26 protein-coding genes and 2 pseudogenes are annotated in these 17,553 nt (G+C 46.9%); 24 read left to right on the top strand and 4 right to left on the bottom strand.

Annotation, left to right across the window (positions count from 1 at the left end; all coding sequences use genetic code 11):
* Window positions 1-53 precede the first annotated feature (53 nt).
* The 18 genes and pseudogenes from R0140_RS15450 to R0140_RS15365 all read left to right on the top strand — a co-directional run bounded on the left by R0140_RS15450 (window position 54) and on the right by R0140_RS15365 (window position 11,542).
* Window positions 54-848: a ParB/RepB/Spo0J family partition protein gene (locus tag R0140_RS15450; RefSeq protein WP_040206296.1), complete on the top strand. Its 795-nt coding sequence runs from the start codon at window positions 54-56 to the stop codon at window positions 846-848.
* A 17-nt stretch (window positions 849-865) separates the two neighbouring features.
* Window positions 866-1,753: a hypothetical protein gene (locus R0140_RS15445; RefSeq protein WP_004190702.1), complete on the top strand. Its 888-nt coding sequence runs from the start codon at window positions 866-868 to the stop codon at window positions 1,751-1,753.
* Between the two features lie 2 nt (window positions 1,754-1,755).
* The gene (locus tag R0140_RS15440; RefSeq protein WP_317703843.1) at window positions 1,756-2,505 is read left to right on the top strand and encodes an ATP-binding protein; all 750 of its coding nucleotides are present in this window, start codon (window positions 1,756-1,758) and stop codon (window positions 2,503-2,505) included.
* 7 nt (window positions 2,506-2,512) lie between these two features.
* Window positions 2,513-2,881: a DUF977 family protein gene (locus tag R0140_RS15435; protein WP_040199673.1), complete on the top strand. Its 369-nt coding sequence runs from the start codon at window positions 2,513-2,515 to the stop codon at window positions 2,879-2,881.
* Window positions 2,882-2,895: 14 nt separating this feature from the next.
* Window positions 2,896-3,108 (top strand): annotated as a pseudogene (locus R0140_RS15430) (DNA cytosine methyltransferase); the annotation flags it as partial.
* Between the two features lie 41 nt (window positions 3,109-3,149).
* On the top strand, window positions 3,150-3,998 hold the full coding sequence (locus R0140_RS15425) for an HNH endonuclease (protein ID WP_317703842.1): 849 nt from the start codon (window positions 3,150-3,152) through the stop codon (window positions 3,996-3,998).
* A 609-nt stretch (window positions 3,999-4,607) separates the two neighbouring features.
* Window positions 4,608-4,880, top strand: coding sequence for a colicin immunity domain-containing protein (locus R0140_RS15420; protein WP_023304766.1), 273 nt, complete (start codon window positions 4,608-4,610; stop codon window positions 4,878-4,880).
* A 696-nt stretch (window positions 4,881-5,576) separates the two neighbouring features.
* On the top strand, window positions 5,577-5,810 hold the full coding sequence (locus R0140_RS15415) for a hypothetical protein (RefSeq protein WP_023304767.1): 234 nt from the start codon (window positions 5,577-5,579) through the stop codon (window positions 5,808-5,810).
* A gap of 35 nt (window positions 5,811-5,845) precedes the next feature.
* Window positions 5,846-6,442 (top strand): DUF1367 family protein, encoded by a 597-nt coding sequence (locus R0140_RS15410; RefSeq protein ID WP_049110739.1) that lies wholly within the window; start codon window positions 5,846-5,848, stop codon window positions 6,440-6,442.
* A complete protein-coding gene (locus R0140_RS15405) occupies window positions 6,442-6,648 on the top strand; it encodes a hypothetical protein (protein ID WP_032436033.1) in 207 nt (68 codons plus the stop codon). Before R0140_RS15410 ends, R0140_RS15405 begins: the two co-directional genes overlap by 1 nt.
* A 2-nt stretch (window positions 6,649-6,650) precedes the next feature.
* On the top strand, window positions 6,651-6,947 hold the full coding sequence (locus R0140_RS15400; RefSeq protein WP_049110741.1) for a DUF1364 domain-containing protein: 297 nt from the start codon (window positions 6,651-6,653) through the stop codon (window positions 6,945-6,947).
* Window positions 6,944-7,759 (top strand): antitermination protein, encoded by an 816-nt coding sequence (locus R0140_RS15395; RefSeq protein WP_317703841.1) that lies wholly within the window; start codon window positions 6,944-6,946, stop codon window positions 7,757-7,759. The genes R0140_RS15400 and R0140_RS15395 overlap by 4 nt, the downstream gene beginning before the upstream one ends.
* Before the next feature lie 228 nt (window positions 7,760-7,987).
* Window positions 7,988-8,974, top strand: coding sequence for a DUF4747 family protein (locus R0140_RS15390; protein ID WP_223398025.1), 987 nt, complete (start codon window positions 7,988-7,990; stop codon window positions 8,972-8,974).
* Between the two features lie 2 nt (window positions 8,975-8,976).
* A complete protein-coding gene (locus tag R0140_RS15385) occupies window positions 8,977-9,621 on the top strand; it encodes a hypothetical protein (RefSeq protein WP_064754178.1) in 645 nt (214 codons plus the stop codon).
* A gap of 354 nt (window positions 9,622-9,975) precedes the next feature.
* Window positions 9,976-10,299: a phage holin, lambda family gene (locus tag R0140_RS15380; protein ID WP_040198763.1), complete on the top strand. Its 324-nt coding sequence runs from the start codon at window positions 9,976-9,978 to the stop codon at window positions 10,297-10,299.
* Window positions 10,283-10,762 (top strand): glycoside hydrolase family 24 protein, encoded by a 480-nt coding sequence (locus R0140_RS15375; RefSeq protein WP_317704060.1) that lies wholly within the window; start codon window positions 10,283-10,285, stop codon window positions 10,760-10,762. Before R0140_RS15380 ends, R0140_RS15375 begins: the two co-directional genes overlap by 17 nt.
* Window positions 10,759-11,226, top strand: coding sequence for a lysis protein (locus R0140_RS15370; RefSeq protein WP_317703840.1), 468 nt, complete (start codon window positions 10,759-10,761; stop codon window positions 11,224-11,226). The genes R0140_RS15375 and R0140_RS15370 overlap by 4 nt, the downstream gene beginning before the upstream one ends.
* A 61-nt stretch (window positions 11,227-11,287) precedes the next feature.
* The gene (locus R0140_RS15365; RefSeq protein ID WP_101994505.1) at window positions 11,288-11,542 is read left to right on the top strand and encodes a hypothetical protein; all 255 of its coding nucleotides are present in this window, start codon (window positions 11,288-11,290) and stop codon (window positions 11,540-11,542) included.
* A 280-nt stretch (window positions 11,543-11,822) separates the two neighbouring features.
* Here R0140_RS15365 and R0140_RS15360 read toward each other — a convergent pair whose 3' ends face one another.
* Complete coding sequence (locus R0140_RS15360; RefSeq protein ID WP_142375398.1) at window positions 11,823-12,260, bottom strand: hypothetical protein; 438 nt, start codon at window positions 12,258-12,260, stop codon at window positions 11,823-11,825.
* Window positions 12,261-12,357: 97 nt separating this feature from the next.
* On the opposite strand from R0140_RS15360, the pseudogene R0140_RS15355 reads away from it, so the two are divergent.
* Window positions 12,358-12,540: pseudogene (locus R0140_RS15355) on the top strand (terminase small subunit); the annotation flags it as partial.
* A gap of 282 nt (window positions 12,541-12,822) precedes the next feature.
* Here the strand turns inward: R0140_RS15355 and R0140_RS15350 are convergent.
* A complete protein-coding gene (locus tag R0140_RS15350) occupies window positions 12,823-13,152 on the bottom strand; it encodes a hypothetical protein (RefSeq protein WP_317703839.1) in 330 nt (109 codons plus the stop codon).
* A gap of 219 nt (window positions 13,153-13,371) precedes the next feature.
* Here R0140_RS15350 and R0140_RS15345 point away from each other — a divergent pair, with 219 nt between their 5' ends.
* Both R0140_RS15345 and R0140_RS15340 read left to right on the top strand, forming a co-directional pair.
* Window positions 13,372-13,617, top strand: coding sequence for a DUF2560 family protein (locus R0140_RS15345; RefSeq protein WP_069376069.1), 246 nt, complete (start codon window positions 13,372-13,374; stop codon window positions 13,615-13,617).
* 128 nt (window positions 13,618-13,745) lie between these two features.
* Window positions 13,746-13,931 carry a hypothetical protein gene (locus tag R0140_RS15340; RefSeq protein WP_074460593.1) on the top strand — a complete coding sequence of 62 codons (186 nt, stop codon included), beginning with the start codon at window positions 13,746-13,748 and terminating at the stop codon, window positions 13,929-13,931.
* Between the two features lie 363 nt (window positions 13,932-14,294).
* Here R0140_RS15340 and R0140_RS15335 read toward each other — a convergent pair whose 3' ends face one another.
* A complete protein-coding gene (locus tag R0140_RS15335) occupies window positions 14,295-14,423 on the bottom strand; it encodes a hypothetical protein (protein WP_317703838.1) in 129 nt (42 codons plus the stop codon).
* A gap of 184 nt (window positions 14,424-14,607) precedes the next feature.
* Entirely contained in the window at window positions 14,608-14,943 is a 336-nt protein-coding gene (locus R0140_RS15330; protein ID WP_317704066.1) for a hypothetical protein, read from the bottom strand.
* Between R0140_RS15330 and R0140_RS15325 the strand changes: the two genes are divergently transcribed.
* From R0140_RS15325 to R0140_RS15315, 3 genes are all read left to right on the top strand, one after another.
* Window positions 14,875-15,216 (top strand): HNH endonuclease, encoded by a 342-nt coding sequence (locus tag R0140_RS15325; RefSeq protein WP_268657125.1) that lies wholly within the window; start codon window positions 14,875-14,877, stop codon window positions 15,214-15,216. The two genes, R0140_RS15330 and R0140_RS15325, sit on opposite strands and share 69 nt — an antisense overlap.
* A 181-nt stretch (window positions 15,217-15,397) precedes the next feature.
* The gene (locus tag R0140_RS15320; RefSeq protein ID WP_049181484.1) at window positions 15,398-15,862 is read left to right on the top strand and encodes a phage terminase small subunit P27 family; all 465 of its coding nucleotides are present in this window, start codon (window positions 15,398-15,400) and stop codon (window positions 15,860-15,862) included.
* Entirely contained in the window at window positions 15,816-17,552 is a 1,737-nt protein-coding gene (locus R0140_RS15315) for a terminase large subunit (protein WP_025713389.1), read from the top strand. The genes R0140_RS15320 and R0140_RS15315 overlap by 47 nt, the downstream gene beginning before the upstream one ends.
* Window position 17,553 lies beyond the last annotated feature (1 nt).

Genomic DNA, 17,553 nt, shown 5'->3' with positions numbered 1-17,553 from the left:
CACAGGGGAAATTATGAACACGAACCAACTGAATATCAATAACGAGGGCGCCCATGGCTAAAAATTCTATCGACGCTTATGGCGCCAGCGGCAAAAGCAATGTTCTGTTTTTCGAACCGGAAAGTTTGCATCTGGTTACCGATACAACACACCCGCTGTACGACGAACGAGTACACCTACCGCTTAATGAAGCTGTGATCCTCAACATCATGGAGCTTGGGGTACTCGAACCGATTATCGTGTGGAAGGACCCAGAGACAGGGAAAACATGCGTGGTTGCAGGTCGGCAGCGCGTAAAGAACGCAATGGAAGCAAACGCCAGGAGAAAGCGGGCAGGGCTGGAACCCTGGCCGGTACCCGGTATAGCTAAGCGCGGCTCAGCAATTCAAATGGCCAAATACATGGTCAGCGAAAACGAGATAACTCAACCAGATACCCCACTGGGCCGGGCCAAAAAAATGGTTCAGCAAATGGAATACGGTCATGACGAAAATGACATTGCCCTGCTTTTTGGCTGCAGCGTAAAAACGGTTCAGGCAACCGTGGCTCTACTGGATGCTACGCAGGCCGTCCAGACGGCGGTTGAGGCTGGAAAAGTCACTGTCACTCAAGCGCGTCAGCTGGTCGATATGCCACCGGAAAAGCAACGGGAAACGGTCAAACAGTTAGAGGCAGCGGCAGAGGGTGTAACTGGCCACGAGAAAGCTCGCCGCCAGCGCGCTGTCCTCGGCGACACAAAGCCTCGTCTCAAATCCCGTAAGGAAATCACCCAGCAACTTCAAACCGCCAGCGGCGAATACGCAGCGGCTTTGCGGTGGGTGCTTGGTGATGAAAACACACCAGTTTAAGCAACAACGGGGTCTCTATGCGTGATTACGGCAAGGTGCATACATCATTTTGGATAAGCGATGGAATGCGCCGGGTATCGGATGATGCCAGGTTACTGGCGCTGTACCTGCTCACCGGGCAACACACGAACATGATTGGGTGTTTCCGGCTGCCTGATGGATATGTTTCGGAAGACTTAGCTTGGACTCCTGAAAGGGTTTCGAAAGGGTTTGATGAACTATCGGCTAACGGTTTCGCAACGCGTGATTCGTCATCGAAATGGGTGCTAATTCGTAACTTTCTGACCTGGAATTCAGTTGAAAACCCAAACCAGGGAATTGCAGCACTGCGTTTGTTTGATCAGGTCCCGGACACCTCTACGGTTAAGCCAGAGCTGGCGCGGGTTTTAGCCTCGGCAATATCCCACATCGGCATCGCAAAACTAAAGGGTTCCGAAAGGGTTCTCGAACCGTTCCTTAACCAGGAACAGGATCAGGAGCAGGAACAGGATCAGGAAGAAGATAGTTCGGGGCATGGCTCCGCCACACCCCCAGCAGATCAAAACCAGGACGAAAGCGATAAACCTGATTCCCAAAAAATATACCCGAATGATTTCGAGCAGGTCTGGTCGGTTTATCCCAGGCGGGCAGGGGGAAACAGCAAGTCAGATGCTTTCAAAGCCTGGAATGCCCGAATCAGGGATGGAACCACTACGGCGGAAATCTTCGCAGGAGTGGTGCGTTACGCGGCTTTCGTTAAAGCCGAGGGAATCCTCAACACGCAGTACGTGAAACAGGCGAAAACGTTTTTTGGCCCTGGTATGCATTTCAGCGAACCGTGGGCGATTCAGCAGGCGCCAGGCGCACGAGATCCCAATCAGATTTCGGAACCTGACAAAACCATCCCATCGGGATTCAGGGGGTAGCGATGAAAAACATGATTGGTACCGGGAATGCACTGGAACGACTGAAAAAACTCATTCCCCCTGGTGTTCAGCCAAAATTCGGCAGCGTTGATGAATGGCGTGCCTGGCAAGCCGAAGAAGGCCGTAAGCGCTGTGAGGAACTGGAAAAACAAAACCAGCGCGCACGTGCAGAGAAAATCTTTGGACGTGCAGGAATTCAGGATCTGCACCGCGGCTGCACATTCGCGAACTATCAGGTTGAGTCGGATGGCCAGCGTCGGGCGCTCACGATGGCGAAAAGTTACGCGCAGCAATTCGGCTTAGGGTTTGCGAGCTTCGTATTCAGCGGAGCGCCAGGCACCGGGAAAAATCATCTGGCGGCGGCAATCGGAAATCACCTGCTGGCTGGTGGTCGCTCTGTGCTGGTGGTAACCATTCCGGATCTCATGCTGCGTGTTCGGGAATGTTACGACGGCGGGCAGTCAGAGGCGTCATTGCTGGACGATTTGTGCCACGTGGACCTGCTCATTCTGGATGAGGTGGGTATTCAGCGCGGAAGCAGCGGTGAAAAAGTCATCCTGAATCAGGTTATCGATCGCCGACTGTCCTCCATGCGGCCTGTAGGCATCCTAACCAACCTGAATTATGACTCGCTGAAGGAAACACTGGGCATGCGGATCCTTGACCGTCTCCAGATGGACGGCGGTATGTGGGTGAATTTTGAATGGGACAGCTATCGCCAAAACGTGCGCCATTTGCGCGTCGTTAAGTGAGGTATGTATGGCTAGAGCATTGTCAGCAATTGAGCGCAGAGAGTACGTCCGCGCAGTGATTCGGATCACCAGGCATCAGGGGCGACTCACGACCGCCGAGGCAATGAAAAAACTGGGGCTGAGCCGCGCTACTGTCCAGCGGTATTTTTCCGAAGCAGAAGCGACTGGGGAGGTTGTCCGGCATGGTCGTCTGGGGCTGTTCCGCGATCAGCGGGCTCTCATCGACTTTGACATGAAACGGCTTGGGATGGTGCCAAAGGCAGCGTCGGGGATGAATTACAGCCTGCTTGGTTGTCCTGTATTCCAGCGTTTCCTCGATATTCAGGAAATGATTTTTACCTGTACGCCGGCATCGTCATCACGGGAAATCTTATGACAATTGTAAAAACCCATATCGGCATGCGCATGCTGCAGCCGCATGAGCTCTACCGCGCGCAGGGCTTCCCTGAGTGGTATATCATCGACCAGGATTACCGAGGTGTGAAGTATGCGAAGGATAAGCAGGTTGCGCGTTGTGGTAATGCCGTTCCGCCCCCGTTCGCTGAGGCGCTGGTTAGGGCTAATTTACCAGAAATTTGCTCGATTGAAAAAAATGTAGCTTGAAATAAGATGGCTTTATATTCCATAGCATTTGGAGAAGAAGTATGAGTTTTACGAGTAAAGAAACCGAAGAGTATGAACATTATGAGTCTTATTACTTTTGTAATATTATCAGAAACGTACTTAACAACCAGAGTGCTTACATGAGAGGTCTTAACGATTACCATGGGGATGGTCGTTCTATTTTTTTTGAAAAGCCCTTCCCAAAATGGTCTCATTTCCATGATTTTATTGAGTTCATAGTGGATAGTGTGTACGCAGAAAAATTAACTCATGACAACCTTGATGAACAATTAAATGCATTTAAACAATATTCCACTTCTTTTTCTGAACCAGTCGATGCAGCAATAGTTTCCTTTGCGAGTTTGAGACGGTATTTTCTTGCATATTTAAGTGATAATGATAAAAATTTGAAGGAAAGTTGCATCTCTGATCTCGAAGATTTCTTATGTTTATTTTATGAAGGGGAATTATATAAGAAATATCTGGAGCAAACAACCAAGGAAATCTTTTATATATTGTTTGGGGATCGCTCTGTGCTTAGGTTATACAATGAGATGATCGCTGAGTCACGTGGGCTTGATTTCAATCCAGATGATTTCAATGTTAAAAAAACCACTAAGAATGGATACCTCAAAAGATTAACGATTCCTAAATGGGTACAGAAGGCAGTTTACCATCGAGACAAAGGCCGATGTGTTATATGTAAAAAAGACCTTACGGGGTTGGTTAATATATATAATAAAACTAATTACGATCATATTGTACCATTGGCGCGGTTTGGAATTAACGATGTGTCCAATATTCAATTACTTTGTGATACATGTAATCAACAGAAAAAAGCGAATAACAATAACTCTTCTAAGGATTATTTTCCTTGGTACCCGATTTAATGTTTTATTATTAAGGGCAATTGATTTACGGTAATCAATTGCCCATAATACACCTGCCAGCCTGAACAACTGACACCTGCTATCCGGCGCCAAGTGGGGACACATGGCGCACAAAACTTCAAAGCAACACCTGTCACCGATGGCGAAATCCATCGGCGATTTTTTCATTCAGCGTTTGACCTCTGCTAAGGTGAAGCGTGAACTTCCCTCAAGAAGGCATAAGGTTGCATAACGGAAATTTCGCAACTATGTGTAAGAACCTGAAGCTGTTTCTTTCCAATGGCGTTACCTCCCGACTGATTCTCAAATCGTGACAAGAAATATGCCAGAGAAGTATTATCTCCGGGCTATCTTAACGCTGTGCCACCCCATTACCTCCCCAAGTATTCCCAATAATTATTACCACACTCAGGAGGCAAAAGAAGTCCATTTGGCTGAAAAATGTCCTTGAAATGGCATTTACCTATGAGGAAAAATGCTTAAGGGTGTATTATAATCCGAAAACTGACCATTAGGTTGTATTAGATAAGAACGATGATTATATTCGGACTGACATTTGATACAAGACTGGCTATATGATGTTAACAATATTGAAAAGGGAGTTCTGTAATGAGTATGAATTTGATAAAACTTGCAAGGAAACTAGTGTCCTTACAAATTTCTGCAGATGAATTCGAAACCCATTTTTTCAATATGTGGCGAAATGAAGGGAGAACTGGTCAGCTTACAAAAGACAGTAAGGATATTGGAGAGTGTGCGGCTGAACTTTTTATTCTTGCTGAGTGTTATACATCGGATTCCGTGAGAAGAGAGAGCGAGTTGGATTCAGATGGTTTGCGCAAGGAGGTTAAAGCTACTCTTGCGAAGTATCAACTCCTGTAACTTTTCCAATAGGCTCTGAGATAAATGATTGATTTTGAGAGTATGGCACATGCTATCGGAGCCTGAGCAATTCCGGTGACCTGTGCGCTCTGCATGCAGCACTTTAGCTTTCAGGAAGTGACGCGTGAGACAACAAACAACTACCACGACGATTTCTTAAGTTCCACTTCCACCTTACCTGCGATAAGGGGGCACTTTTGTCCTGGTGCACACTATCAGGAGGAGGCCAGACAGAACATCAGAAGTTCCACCTAATTATCCAAACCTGCACCGGTGTTTATTAACACTTGTTCCTTGTCATTAACCATTACTCATCTTTTGTCTGAAGGGCGGTGCAATATGTCATATGGATATTTCCAAATAATTTGGGTTTTAATGCTGCAAAATCTTCGGTTATTTTAACTAAATATCATATTTTGCTATTTCATCACTGCATTGATCAAATAGGGACTTGTACAACACACAAAATATGCCTTTGGCCAACGTGCAAAGCTTTTACCTCCGTCAACCGGTAAAAATAAACAAATGCACCAAAGTTTCGATTTTGATTATCTCCTTTGAAAATAGGGGCTTGTAGGACGATCTTCATCTGCCATCATATCTTCCGTTACCGTGAAATTTTCACATGTAAGTGATTTAACATTAATTTATACTGTATAAAAACACAGTATATAGTTTTGCTTCCGGGAGGTAGGGATGCGCAATGAGAGTAATGAGTACTACGATCTGGTTAAACGTTCTACAGGTGAAGTTGTTGGCAGCATCAGGGCAGCAGGCCGGGTTCTGGTATACACGGCAAATGGTGTTACTTCTATGCGACCACTGCTTGAGGACGAGGGAGTATTTAATCTTAACGCAATGACCAGTTTTCTGCATCGCCTCGGCTACCGGGTTATCCCGCCTTCTGATAATATGAAATCAACGGCCTGAACAACCGTTGACCTACTGCGCCACGGAGAGAAACCATGGCGCAATTGCACTTAATAAAGCAGTCACAAGGTTTACTGATCCCTGCCACGCAGGAGACCAGCGATTTCTTGCAATCAAAATGCAAGCTCGGCGCCGTTCTGGAGGCCGACTTTAAGCTTGTCCGCAATCCGGCGTTTCACCGCCGTTACTTTGCTTTACTCAATCTCGGTTTTGAATATTGGGAACCTACCGGCGGGGCGATTTCGTCTAATGAGCGCAGGCTTATCACAGGTTACGCCAAATTCCTTGCTGCATATGGCGGGAGTGAATCGGCGTTACTTGATGCCGCCGGGCAATATCTCGACCGTATAGCCGAGAAGCGATCCGGCTATATCAGTATTTGCAAATCTTTCGATGCTTACCGGGCGTGGGTCATCGTTGAAGCCGGCCACTATGACGCCATACAGCTGCCGGACGGTACACTGAAAAAACACCCTCGTAGCATATCTTTCGCCAGCATGGACGAATGCGAATTTCAGGAACTGTACAAAGCATCGCTGGATGTTCTCTGGCGGTGGATCCTCTCTCGTTCGTTCAACAGCCTGCAGGAAGCTGAGAACGCCGCAAACCAGCTTTTAAGCTTCGCGGGGTGATGCCGATGAAATACTCATGGTTTCACCATCACGAATGCACAACGCAGCAGGCCGACGACCTGATGGCGAGATATCGCCAGCGGGGCGTAAAGGTCGAACGAAGCTTAAACCCTGACTTTATGACATGGACCGTCAGCGCGCAGCTGGTGGAGGACAAAAATCCGCCGCGGCCAGACTCTCGCTGGCGCAACAGGATGTGGGGGTGAGTATGGCGAACCTTCGCAAAGCGGCCCGAGGCCGCGAATGCACGGTACGGATCCCCGGGTACTGCAATGGCAATCCTGAAACTAGCGTACTGGCGCATTATCGCCTGGCGGGTACCTGCGGAACTGGATGCAAGCCGGACGATACCCAGGCGGCTATTGCCTGTAATGCTTGCCACGATCTCATCGATGGCAGAAAGAAAACCACTGATTACACCCGCGACGAACTGCGCCTGATGCATGCCGAAGGCGTGCTCAGAACTTTGGCTATATGGAAACAAGAGGGGTTACTGAAAGCATGAAACTCGAAGCATCCTTAAAACATTTCAGCCTTCAGGGTATGCACATCAGCGACGACGTGAAAAGCACAACACCAAATCGCCTGACCGGAACAGATGTGATGGCGGCCATCGGTACAACCAGCAGTCGTGCGCGCTTCGGCCTGGCCGCTTTCTTCGGAAAGGCTGGCATTAGTAGGACAGATGAGCAATTGGCCGTCCAGGCGCTAGCGCGGTATGCGATTGAAACTGCACCGAAGAACGTACGCAAAACAGCGGGTAAAGAGCTGGGTCGCTGCTGCGTGATTTTGGCGCAGTTTGCTTTTGCGGAATATTCCCGGTCCGCGGAAACAACGGGAGTCTGCAGGGTATGCAATGGCACCGGAAAGATTAAAACCACTACCACGGAACGCAAAGTTTCCAATCCGTGGGGCAAAGCACCATATTGGGCTAAAAAATCCCGTGCTGTCCGTCCTTCCGACTGGGATAAGTGGACTGAAGTAACAGCCAGCATAAGCGCTAAATGTGAAGCCTGTGACGGTAAGGGGAAAGTAAACGCTCGCTGCCGCTGTGGTGGCTCTGGCCGGGTTCTGGACCGCAAAGCGACAAAAGAGCAGGGAGCACCGGTATATAAAATCTGTGAGCGCTGTTCGGGGAATGGTTTTTCAACGATGCCTTCTACTGCTGCTTACAAAGCGATTCTGACGCTTATCCCAGACCTGCACATCAGAACATGGACACGCAACTGGAAACCTTTCTGCGATGCGCTGGTGGACCAGTGCTGGAAGGAAGAGGAGAGGGCAGATAAAGAGTTTCAACGCGCAACAGCTGATTGAGTAAATGGTCGCATTATTTTGCATTTTAAGCGCATAATGCTTGATTTTGTCCGAAGTTGTCATGTAAGATTTAAATGGTGGGATATTATATTTCATCGATTTAGCGTGAGCGGGCCTGTTTTTACATACATAGCTGTATGAAAGAACAGGTTTAATTTTTTTGGACTTATCCTATTTCAAAGTTGAAAAAAACATTACAAGAAATTACAGTGATGCCATAAAAATCGCATGGAACAAGCAATTATGGCTATTTATAAATTTTACAATGTTCAACTTCTACCTATTGATAAGAGTGTTACTGAAGTTGGGGTAGATGGCTATTGTCGCCTTTTCGAAGGGGTGCAATCACTTATTAATGAATGTAAGCAGAATAATAGAAAACTCAGTTCTATCGCAATGAAAATGCGTGGTGAAATGTATTTCGCTCCTTTTTCTGTGACTATTTACAAATTTGATGAAGTTCAGAATGAATCTGTTATTTATGGTTCTTTTTTAAAATTTGATGATGTCAATGTTTTGGTAGATACAAATAGCGGCCAAACCGAATATAGATCGAAAGGTAACACCAGTAGCAGACGATACGATTTAGAGTTTTTTTTCGACCCAAAAACTCATACACTTGCAATCCATGATACAAAAGGTTTACCAGCTCGAACTCCTCTCATCGATGCTTTAAATGATATACTTGGTATTCAAGCTACAAGGCTTTTTAAAAAACACAGTTTAGAAATAGAAGAACTTACATCGGCAGATTCAATAACAGAGTTTCTTGAATTGCCAAAAAAAGGTTACAAAAGATATGATGGGGTTGTTACATTTTCCAATTCGGATGCTTATGATCAGATAATAGAGGGTGAACTGAAACGTCGAGAGGAAGAGTTGAAGGATAAACGGGTTTCAAAATGGTCCGCTAGTTATAAAAGCTTCAATAAAGCGGTTATGACTGACTTACCGGATGATGCAAAAATTCAAATGGCATTGGCTACTAAGTATGGCAATGCGGAGGTTTCATACTTAGATGAACATGGTGACAGACAAAAATACCAAATGGAGGATTATCCAGTAAGAGAGCAGTTAACAATTAAGGAGTATAAAGGCGTAAAAGGGAAAGCTCTGGCAGTATTAAATTTAATTAAAAAAGCCTTGGCAAAAACCAGAGTTACTCCTGGGACTATCAATAGTAATAAAAAATTCTTAGATGAAATTGGAGATTAATCATGGATAGCAATGCGGACTTCAATAAGCGGCTCTATTGTCGAATAAGACATATCCCAATCATTGGAGCAGTTTTCCGCATTGTTAATGCTTATGCGTATCAGGGCGATAAAAGCTGCAATGAAAAGATCGCCCCATTTCGCAAGTGGTGGGAAAGAATTTTCAAGAAGGCTGTATATATCTTTTTTTTAATAGAGTTAGTTGTGCTTTATTATGGTGGCGATGTTTCTAAGGTTCCATGGGAAGCAGCTGATTCTATTCTTTCTGTTTTCCCAAGCGTATTAGGGTTTGGAATTGGCGTTTTTGCTCTTCTTTTCGTTATGCCCGAAAGCTTTCTTGTTTTTATGTCCACTAACAGAGAAAAACTAACATTTGGACCAGAGATTGTACCAGTTGATATCGCCTATCCGCTTGTGGTTTTCACTCTTGCACTTTGTTGGTCTGTGATTAATAAAGCTTTCATTAATGATTTTTTCTCATTTGTAAGTATGTTCTTTTTCTTTTATGGAATGGCGATGGCATTTGAATTGATTTCATTTCTCTTTAACTCTTCGTTATTAATTCAAAAGATATCTTACGAGGAATATTTGAAGAAAAAAAACACTGATAAGGAAATTAATAGGGTTGATCGATGGAATAGGAAATAGTTTCTTATGGCTAATTGAGTTTTCTATTTGATAACTAATTGATACTATAAATTGAGCGAGCAGGTATAATCCGAATCACATTGATAACTGTAAGGCTCACTGACCAAAAAAATCTAGTGGTCATTGCTAAATAGTCAATTCATTAGCCCGCCTTCAAAAACGGGCTTTTTTTTCGTCTGATTAAGGCCCTTTGAATAACTAAAGAAACATTTTAGGGCTGAGCTGCCGCGCAGCCTTTTTCATTTCAGGCCCACGGGAATCATCATCGATAAGTCTCGTTGTTAAATTAGCCCGATGTGCCTGACCCCTTTTAAACTCACACAGCGCCATCCGTCATTAACGGAGGTGAGGCTTATGCGAATGCCCTACAAACAAGATTTCATCGCCGCTCTGCTGGCAGCTAAGGACCAGGGTATCGGCGCAACACTGGCTTTCATCATGGCGTATTTGCGGGGCCGCTATAACGGTGGCGCCATGGCGAAGACGCTGATCGATGCTGTTATGTGCGCGATGATCGCCTGGTTCGTCCGAGACCTTCTCGACTTTTTTGGCCTGAGCAGCAATCTCGCCTACATCGCCAGTGTTTTCATTGGCTACATCGGTACTGACTCAATCGGCAATCTGATTAAGAAGTTCGCCGCCAGAAAAGCAGGGGTTGATGATGCTGGAACTCAATAAGCAGCGTAGAGCATATCTGGATATGCTCGCCTGGTCAGAGGGCACTGACAAGCCAGGGCAGAATACCAAGAACAGGGGTTATGATGTCATTGTCGGCGGATCGCTTTTCTCGGACTACAGCGACCACCCACGAAAACTGGTCAACCTCCCCAGGCTGGGCATCAAATCTACCGCGGCCGGGCGTTACCAGCTGCTTTCAAAATGGTGGGATGCGTATCGGAAACAGCTTGGATTGAAAGACTTCTCACCGGCCTCACAGGACCAGGTGGCACTGCAGCAAATCAAAGAACGTGGCGCGCTGCCGCTCATCGATAACGGGCAGATTCGGCAGGCTATCGATCGCTGCAGCAATATTTGGGCATCATTACCCGGTGCCGGCTATGGCCAGTTTGAGCATAAGGCCGACAACCTGATCGAAAAATTCAAAGCCGCTGGCGGCGTTGTAGCAGAAGTACAACCATGAGCCGCTTAATCGCAGTTATCAGCGCCGTGGTGATCTGCCTGATAGTCAGCCTCGGCTGGCTGGCCAGTCACTACCACAGCAACGCCACTGAGTTCAAAAGGCAACGTGATAAAGCGACCGAGCAACTCAGCCTGGCAAAAGACACCATCGCGGACATGCAGACCCGCCAGCGCGACGTCGTAGAGCTCGATGCCAAATACACGAAGGAAATAGCCGATGCAAAAGCTGAAAATGATGCTCTGCAGCGTAAGCTTGATAATGGTGGTCGGGTGCTCGTCAAAGGCAAGTGTCCAGTGTCAGCCGCAACGCAAACCGCCGGCGCCGCCAGCATGGGCGATGATGCCACCGTCGAACTCTCTGCAGTTGCTGGACGAAACGTTCTCGGTATCCGTTCCGGAATCACCAGTGACCAAACAGCCCTGAGAGCGCTGCAGGAATACATCACCACGCAGTGTCTGAATTAACTTGCAGCAAATCGAATGTTATGAGTAAGTTTAGCTTCCGCATTTCAAATCAGAGGCCTTTATGACATTCATTCCCAAGTGGTATTTGAAAGAGGTTGTTTTGTTTGTTGATGCAGATGAAACACAATACAAATACGAATTATTCCAGAAAAGTGATGGTTCTGGTTTTTTTGCCAACCTTTTCCGTTTGGATGATTTTATGGATTTACAATTTTGGGTGAAAATTGATGAGCTAAATCATTTGCTTAGCCATTTAAAAGAGCATGCAGTTGAAGAGGTGGAGGAGCATTTCAAAGAGAAATATCTTCACATCTAAGATTTATCAAACAAATAAGAGTCAACATATTATTATTTATTTGTATTAGAAAGGCCACCCTTGGGTGGCTTTTTCATGCCAGCCACTACTGCAGACACGCCGAGCCCCGGAATGGAGGTTCCGTTCACTTGGCAGGCAAGTCTGGAGTTAACCACTCAGCTTCATACGTCATTGTGGGCAGTGCAGCATCGATAAGGCGAGCATTCGTAAGATTGAAGAATCACGCGACTCACAGTAGTCACTCCAAAGATCATCTACTGGAAGCGCTTGATGTTGGTAACTATTGCTGAATGCCAATTTTATGAAGGGCAATAGCCACGCCAACACTCAGGACCTGATTGGTAATGTTTTTTATTACTTCAATGCTCCCGCTTCTAACTGCATCATTCAGTTGCTTGCCAACTGAAGGCGAAACGCTATCAGGGGTTTTCTTTAAGCACTCTAACCCTTTAGCTGTAAGCACGGCGTTATAAAAGGAGTTTGGGGTACGGGAGCTTATTGATATAAATCCAGACTCAATAAGCCAGTTGACAGTATTTGCAACAAAACGTCTCTGATAATCGCGTGCTATAACTTCCGCAACTTCATCCTCTGAGGTAACAACGGGTTCCTCATAGTTTTCTGTCCGAATTTCGAACGGCTCAGGAAAAGAACAGTATAAATGCGCAAAAATTCTGCCTGTGATCTCATCAAATTTATCAATGTTAGTATGTGGCATAAAAACTCTCTGTTAGGAAAACTTGTCGGATGGCAGGCTAGCTATAAATACAGCGCGTCGTTAGGCAGAAAATGCCAGTCATCGGCATTTAGCAATAGCTAATCGCACTGCGTCCGAAAACATGTCAAAACTTGACATCGAATCAAGAATTGCTGAAGTTAAAGCGCAGCGCAATGATCTGGTTGGTATAAATGCGACATACCTCCTGAATCGTCTCGCTGAGATAGACCAAGTGGACGTGCTTGATATCCTTTCATCAACTGGTGAACTTCACTCGATACCAGTGTTGCGAAGGAAATGCAGTCATCATGTTGCAACTCTGAACAGAAATGAGGAATTACCAGGGAAGCCCTCGATGTAGAGGAGAGCGTTAAGCGTATGGGTGATGACGATGTTGTTCGCCAACTGTGCGTAACTTTTACCCGTCCCGGTAGCCGTTGATACGTCCTGCATCTGGGTGAGGGTCATCTACCTAACCGACCACGATATCGACGTGCTGGATATGCAGACCAAACGCGACATTCTGGCCCACAATAGGACGGTACTGTCTAATTGCCCCGCATTATAGGCCGGTAATCATTGAGCATTGTTTGACTGTCCACCATTCGCCCGCAACCAGTTGCCACGAACCTGGAGCCAGAGGAAGACCTCGGGAACGGATCTGCTGAAAAATCTCGTCTTCTGTATCTGATACTGTTTGCTGAAAGAACAGTGCGTAATCAGTTGCAAGATCACTCGGAGATGGATGATAACCGCCAGGACGCGATTTCGAAGTAATTTCAACGTAACTATTTAGGGCAAGCTCCATTACCTGAGCAGTGTTTTCAGAACTCATTGTGTTAGAAATATATGCGCATTGATTAATGGACTGTACTTTCAGAAACTCATCCATGCTCACACCTGTAGCACTTGCACAACCAGAGAACGCGGTGACAAACGCCGCGATAGATAAAACTTTCAATTTCATTCAGACACAAACTCAGAGTCAGAGATTAAAAACAAGGGCGACCGCAATTCTAGCGATCAACAAGTAGGCTCGAGAGTGTGCACCATAAACGCTGATATGATTTTGATCTTCGATAATGCTCCCCACATTGCATAGAGGTAAGAAATGTCAGAGATCACCGCATCCGAGCAAATCCGCCTGGATATCATTAAGAAAGTTAACTATGACACCGCAGCGGCCAAGCTGGCCATTGAATGGGTAGGCGACAGCTTTCTGAAGTCTGAGCTTTTCGCAGACTCCTTCGATCGTGTTTACACGGAAAGCGAGATTGTCTCGAAGACCCGTAAAGCGATTCAGGAAGCGACCGAAGCGCTGGCGCTGTTTGATACCGGCGCTGTGCAGGCCAGCTAAGGCATTACAGCAGGCATTCATCGAGTGCCTGTGATAATGTTTATGCTCCTGTATAAGGGGCAGTTGTATGATGTCATGCAACGAAGCAACCAAGCTATGGAAAGTCCGGGTAATGGTTTGGGGTGAATGTGACGTTTAGCAGCGGTGGTATAGATGGCTACTTTTGCCTGTTGCTTAGTATGTGGCCAGTGCTAATGGTTTTATTCCTGGGATTGTCTCCTGCATTTTACGGTGTGTTAATGCCTAAAACGGCAATTGCTTGTCTGGTGATCGCTGCAGCCTTTGGCATTGGTGGGTGGTTCTATGGATTGTGATCTAAGTAACATTGGTCAGGTTTTAAGCTGGTCTCTGACCCCCATTATCACAGGCATTCACAGAGTGCCTATGCTAATGACCATCAGACAAATCGTCTTAGTTGACAGTTCAATTAATCACCAATTACTAGTTACACGGGGTAACTGACATTATTGTCTGTTTATCCCGGTGAATTTTAAAATACTCACTACTCTCATAACGTCTCTGCCTGCCACACCAGAACGGCAGAGGTCAGTTAGCCGTATAGATGAACCTCTCCCGGGTGGCTCCTGAGAGATTCTTTATACGCTAGCTGGTAGTAACTAAAGGCCGCATATTGTTGCGGCCTTTTTCATCTCTGTAAAATGAAAGTCCTCAGGCGGTTAACGATGCTCTGGACCATGGAAGTGATCTCCACCATGTCCGCCGCCATGAGGCTCAGGGGGAAGGATACATCCTGAAAGAGACAGCGCACCACAGATAACAAAAACAGCAAGCATAATTCTTTTCATAATAACTCCTGTACTAAAGAGCCTTAATTCCAAAACATAAAAGTGAATATTTTATGGAGAATCAGTAATTCCTTTTTCTCCCTCACGTTAAATAAGAATAATCCATAGCAAAACCGGACTGAGGTAAGCTTCAGCAACGGTTCCTGTCCGATCATGGCGCAACCGGCGTATCACGAATGCATTACTAATCACTTACGGATTGAATATCCACCTCACAGTTCTTGATGACGATCCTGGCGAGTACATCGAACCGGGTCGCGAACGTATCACGGTTTATCTCAATGGTGTTGAGGTAAAGCACGTTTTTTCTGCTGACGATGATAAAGGCGAGGTGATTGTCGCTGTGCGCGATAGTCCTGGTCATTTCACTGTTGAGCTCGCTCAGGTTAAGCGGCAGACGCTGTTCGGTCAGGTGAGGATCGTACGCCCATTTAAGCAATAGGACCAGAGCATGAACAAAGAGCCCCGCATCTACGGCAGCAAATGGGACCGTGAGCGCCTCACATTCCTTCGTACGCACCCCTTGTGCGTTATGTGCCAGGAGCAAGGCAGGGTGACAGCGGCAACGGTGGTTGACCACATCATCCCGCATAAACTGAAAGAGGCTCTGCGCTCTGGTGACAGCCAGGAAATAGCGAAGGCGCAAAAGCTTTTCTGGAGCCGGAAGAACTGGCAAGGGCTGTGTAAGCAGCACCACGACTCAACGAAGCAGCGAATGGAGAAGCGTGGCACCGTGATCGGCTGCGATGAAAACGGGATGCCACTGGATCCGGCTTCTCATTGGTTTAAGTGATAACCATTATCAATACAATTCAAAAGTGAGTGTAAAGTGAAATCATTAGCATTCGAATGATATCAATTCTCATCTGAGGGGGAGGGCGGGTCAAAAGTTCAGAACCTCGAACCTAAATGACCGCCGCCAGTCCTTTTTGTGCACAACCGCGAAATGAAAAGTTTTTTTCCGGGAGGTTCCGATGGCAGGACGACGCCCGAAACCGACCCACCTCAAAGTGGTTACCGGCAACCCGGGCAAACGAAAACTCAACGATAAAGAACCCACGCCAGCTAAAGAAATTCCAAGTCCCCCAGCTCATCTTACCGACTGGGGTAAGGTGGCATGGGGTCGGCTGACTGTGCTTCTCGATGGTATGGGTGTTCTCACCGTTGCAGATACTTTGGCGCTTGAAAGGCTTTGCGATATTTATGCCGATATTCTGCAACTGCGCGACACCATCGCTTTAGAGGGCAGAACTTATACCGTCCAGACCGAGGGTGGTTTTCTGATAAAGGCCAACCCGGCAGTTTCAATGCTGGCTGATGCCGACCGTCGTTTTAAAAGTTACCTGGTTGAATTCGGTCTGACACCAGCGGCAAGGACGAAGGTGAAAGTGAATGGCGAAACCCCCGAAGAAGACACGCTCGACAAGTTCTTCGGTTGATCCGGCAACGCAGTATGCAAAGGATGTAACCTCTGGAAAAGAACTGGCCGGTCCTGACATTCGAAATGCCTGCCAGAGACATCTCAGGGATCTTGAATCTTGCCATGCACGAGGGCTCCATTGGGATGTTGAGGCAGCACAGCGCTCCATTGATTATTTTGCGAAAGTCCTCAAGCTCAACGGGGGCGATTTTGAAGGTGCGCCTTTTGTTCTGCTTCCATGGCAGTGTTTCATCGTCGGTTCGATTTTTGGCTGGAAAAATGCCAGAGGTTTTCGCCGGTTCCGAATGGTTTACGTGGAATCAGGAAAAGGATCTGGCAAATCCCCCCTTTCTGCCGGGATAGGTCTTTACTGTCTCACTGCGGATAAAGAACCTCGTGCTGAAGTTTATGCTGCTGCTACGAAAAAAGACCAGGCAATGGTCCTATTTCGTGATGCGGTGGCGATGGTCGATCAGTCTCCGGCTCTTTCCGCACGCATACAGAAATCTGGCGGCGCCGGAAAAGAGTGGAACCTGGCTTTTCTTCAGGCTGGTTCATTCTTTCGCCCAATTAGTTCAGATGACGGACAGTCGGGTCCACGACCACATTGCGCTCTTATTGATGAAGTTCACGAGCATAAAAGCAATCAGGTTGTTGAAATGATGCGCGCCGGCACTAAAGGTCGCCGGCAGGCACTCATTTTTATGATCACCAACAGTGGACACGATAAAACCAGCGTCTGCTATGACTATCACGAATACGGTAGAAAGGTATCTGCCGGTTCGATAGAAGATGACAGTTTTTTCGCCTTTATTTGTTCACTGGATGAAGGTGACGATCCTTTCAAGGATGAGTCCTGCTGGAAAAAGGCTAACCCCTCGTTGGGTCACACGTTTGAAGAAAGCTATCTTCGTGAGCAGGTGACTCAGGCCCGGGGAATGCCTTCAAAAGAGAGTATTGTCAGGCGTCTCAACTTCTGTCAGTGGGTTGACGCGGCGAACCCGTGGATGAGCAGTGATGTCTGGATGGGATGTGAGGAAAACTTTGATCCAGATGAGCTGGAGGGTGAGGAATGCTACGGTGGCCTGGACTTGTCCGGATCCCGTGATTTGACTGCCCTGGCGCTGTTTTTTCCAAAACAACGCAAGTTGCTGGTGGAGTTTTGGACACCCAAAGATACCTTGCTCGAACGGGCTAAAACGGACCGGGTGCCTTATGACGCTTGGGAGCGCGATGGTCACATCCACACTACGCCAGGCAAAGCGGTGAAATACGGCTTTGTTGCCCAGCGTATTGCCGATCTGACGGAGAAGTTTGATATCAAGGCCATCGCCTTCGACCAGTATCGCATTAAATATCTTGAGCCGGAGCTTGAGGAAGCATCTGTTTCTGTTCCCTTAATCCCTCATGGGCAAGGGTATTACAAAGCGAAAGATTCCGGGCTGTGGATGCCTCACTCCATCGAATTGTTTGAAGAGTTGCTTGATGACAGCGTCATTATCATCAGGACGAACCCTTGTCTTCGCTGGAATGCGGCTTCAGCAGTGACGGAGGCTGATCAGAAAGAAAACCGAATTTTTGCCAAGAAAAAAAGTACCGGGCGTATCGACGGCATTGTAGCGGGCGCTATGGCAATCGGTGCCTCCGAAGGCTATGAGGATGATTCTGGCGATATCGACGACTTTTTCAGTAATCCCATCATTGTGTGAG

The organism is Klebsiella sp. w6 (genome assembly GCF_033100215.1).
In the GTDB taxonomy this organism is placed as follows: domain Bacteria; phylum Pseudomonadota; class Gammaproteobacteria; order Enterobacterales; family Enterobacteriaceae; genus Klebsiella; species Klebsiella variicola.
This window is presented reverse-complemented; position numbering and strand designations above follow the sequence as displayed.

Coding starts and splice junctions, on each gene's coding strand:
- R0140_RS15450 (WP_040206296.1), top strand. CDS start 54: ATGGCTAAAAATTCTATCGACGCTTATGGCGCCAGCGGCAAAAGCAAT.
- R0140_RS15445 (WP_004190702.1), top strand. CDS start 866: ATGCGTGATTACGGCAAGGTGCATACATCATTTTGGATAAGCGATGGA.
- R0140_RS15440 (WP_317703843.1), top strand. CDS start 1,756: ATGAAAAACATGATTGGTACCGGGAATGCACTGGAACGACTGAAAAAA.
- R0140_RS15435 (WP_040199673.1), top strand. CDS start 2,513: ATGGCTAGAGCATTGTCAGCAATTGAGCGCAGAGAGTACGTCCGCGCA.
- R0140_RS15425 (WP_317703842.1), top strand. CDS start 3,150: ATGAGTTTTACGAGTAAAGAAACCGAAGAGTATGAACATTATGAGTCT.
- R0140_RS15420 (WP_023304766.1), top strand. CDS start 4,608: ATGAGTATGAATTTGATAAAACTTGCAAGGAAACTAGTGTCCTTACAA.
- R0140_RS15415 (WP_023304767.1), top strand. CDS start 5,577: ATGCGCAATGAGAGTAATGAGTACTACGATCTGGTTAAACGTTCTACA.
- R0140_RS15410 (WP_049110739.1), top strand. CDS start 5,846: ATGGCGCAATTGCACTTAATAAAGCAGTCACAAGGTTTACTGATCCCT.
- R0140_RS15405 (WP_032436033.1), top strand. CDS start 6,442: ATGCCGATGAAATACTCATGGTTTCACCATCACGAATGCACAACGCAG.
- R0140_RS15400 (WP_049110741.1), top strand. CDS start 6,651: ATGGCGAACCTTCGCAAAGCGGCCCGAGGCCGCGAATGCACGGTACGG.
- R0140_RS15395 (WP_317703841.1), top strand. CDS start 6,944: ATGAAACTCGAAGCATCCTTAAAACATTTCAGCCTTCAGGGTATGCAC.
- R0140_RS15390 (WP_223398025.1), top strand. CDS start 7,988: ATGGAACAAGCAATTATGGCTATTTATAAATTTTACAATGTTCAACTT.
- R0140_RS15385 (WP_064754178.1), top strand. CDS start 8,977: ATGGATAGCAATGCGGACTTCAATAAGCGGCTCTATTGTCGAATAAGA.
- R0140_RS15380 (WP_040198763.1), top strand. CDS start 9,976: ATGCGAATGCCCTACAAACAAGATTTCATCGCCGCTCTGCTGGCAGCT.
- R0140_RS15375 (WP_317704060.1), top strand. CDS start 10,283: ATGCTGGAACTCAATAAGCAGCGTAGAGCATATCTGGATATGCTCGCC.
- R0140_RS15370 (WP_317703840.1), top strand. CDS start 10,759: ATGAGCCGCTTAATCGCAGTTATCAGCGCCGTGGTGATCTGCCTGATA.
- R0140_RS15365 (WP_101994505.1), top strand. CDS start 11,288: ATGACATTCATTCCCAAGTGGTATTTGAAAGAGGTTGTTTTGTTTGTT.
- R0140_RS15360 (WP_142375398.1), bottom strand. CDS start 12,260: ATGCCACATACTAACATTGATAAATTTGATGAGATCACAGGCAGAATT.
- R0140_RS15350 (WP_317703839.1), bottom strand. CDS start 13,152: ATGGATGAGTTTCTGAAAGTACAGTCCATTAATCAATGCGCATATATT.
- R0140_RS15345 (WP_069376069.1), top strand. CDS start 13,372: ATGTCAGAGATCACCGCATCCGAGCAAATCCGCCTGGATATCATTAAG.
- R0140_RS15335 (WP_317703838.1), bottom strand. CDS start 14,423: ATGAAAAGAATTATGCTTGCTGTTTTTGTTATCTGTGGTGCGCTGTCT.
- R0140_RS15325 (WP_268657125.1), top strand. CDS start 14,875: ATGAACAAAGAGCCCCGCATCTACGGCAGCAAATGGGACCGTGAGCGC.
- R0140_RS15320 (WP_049181484.1), top strand. CDS start 15,398: ATGGCAGGACGACGCCCGAAACCGACCCACCTCAAAGTGGTTACCGGC.
- R0140_RS15315 (WP_025713389.1), top strand. CDS start 15,816: ATGGCGAAACCCCCGAAGAAGACACGCTCGACAAGTTCTTCGGTTGAT.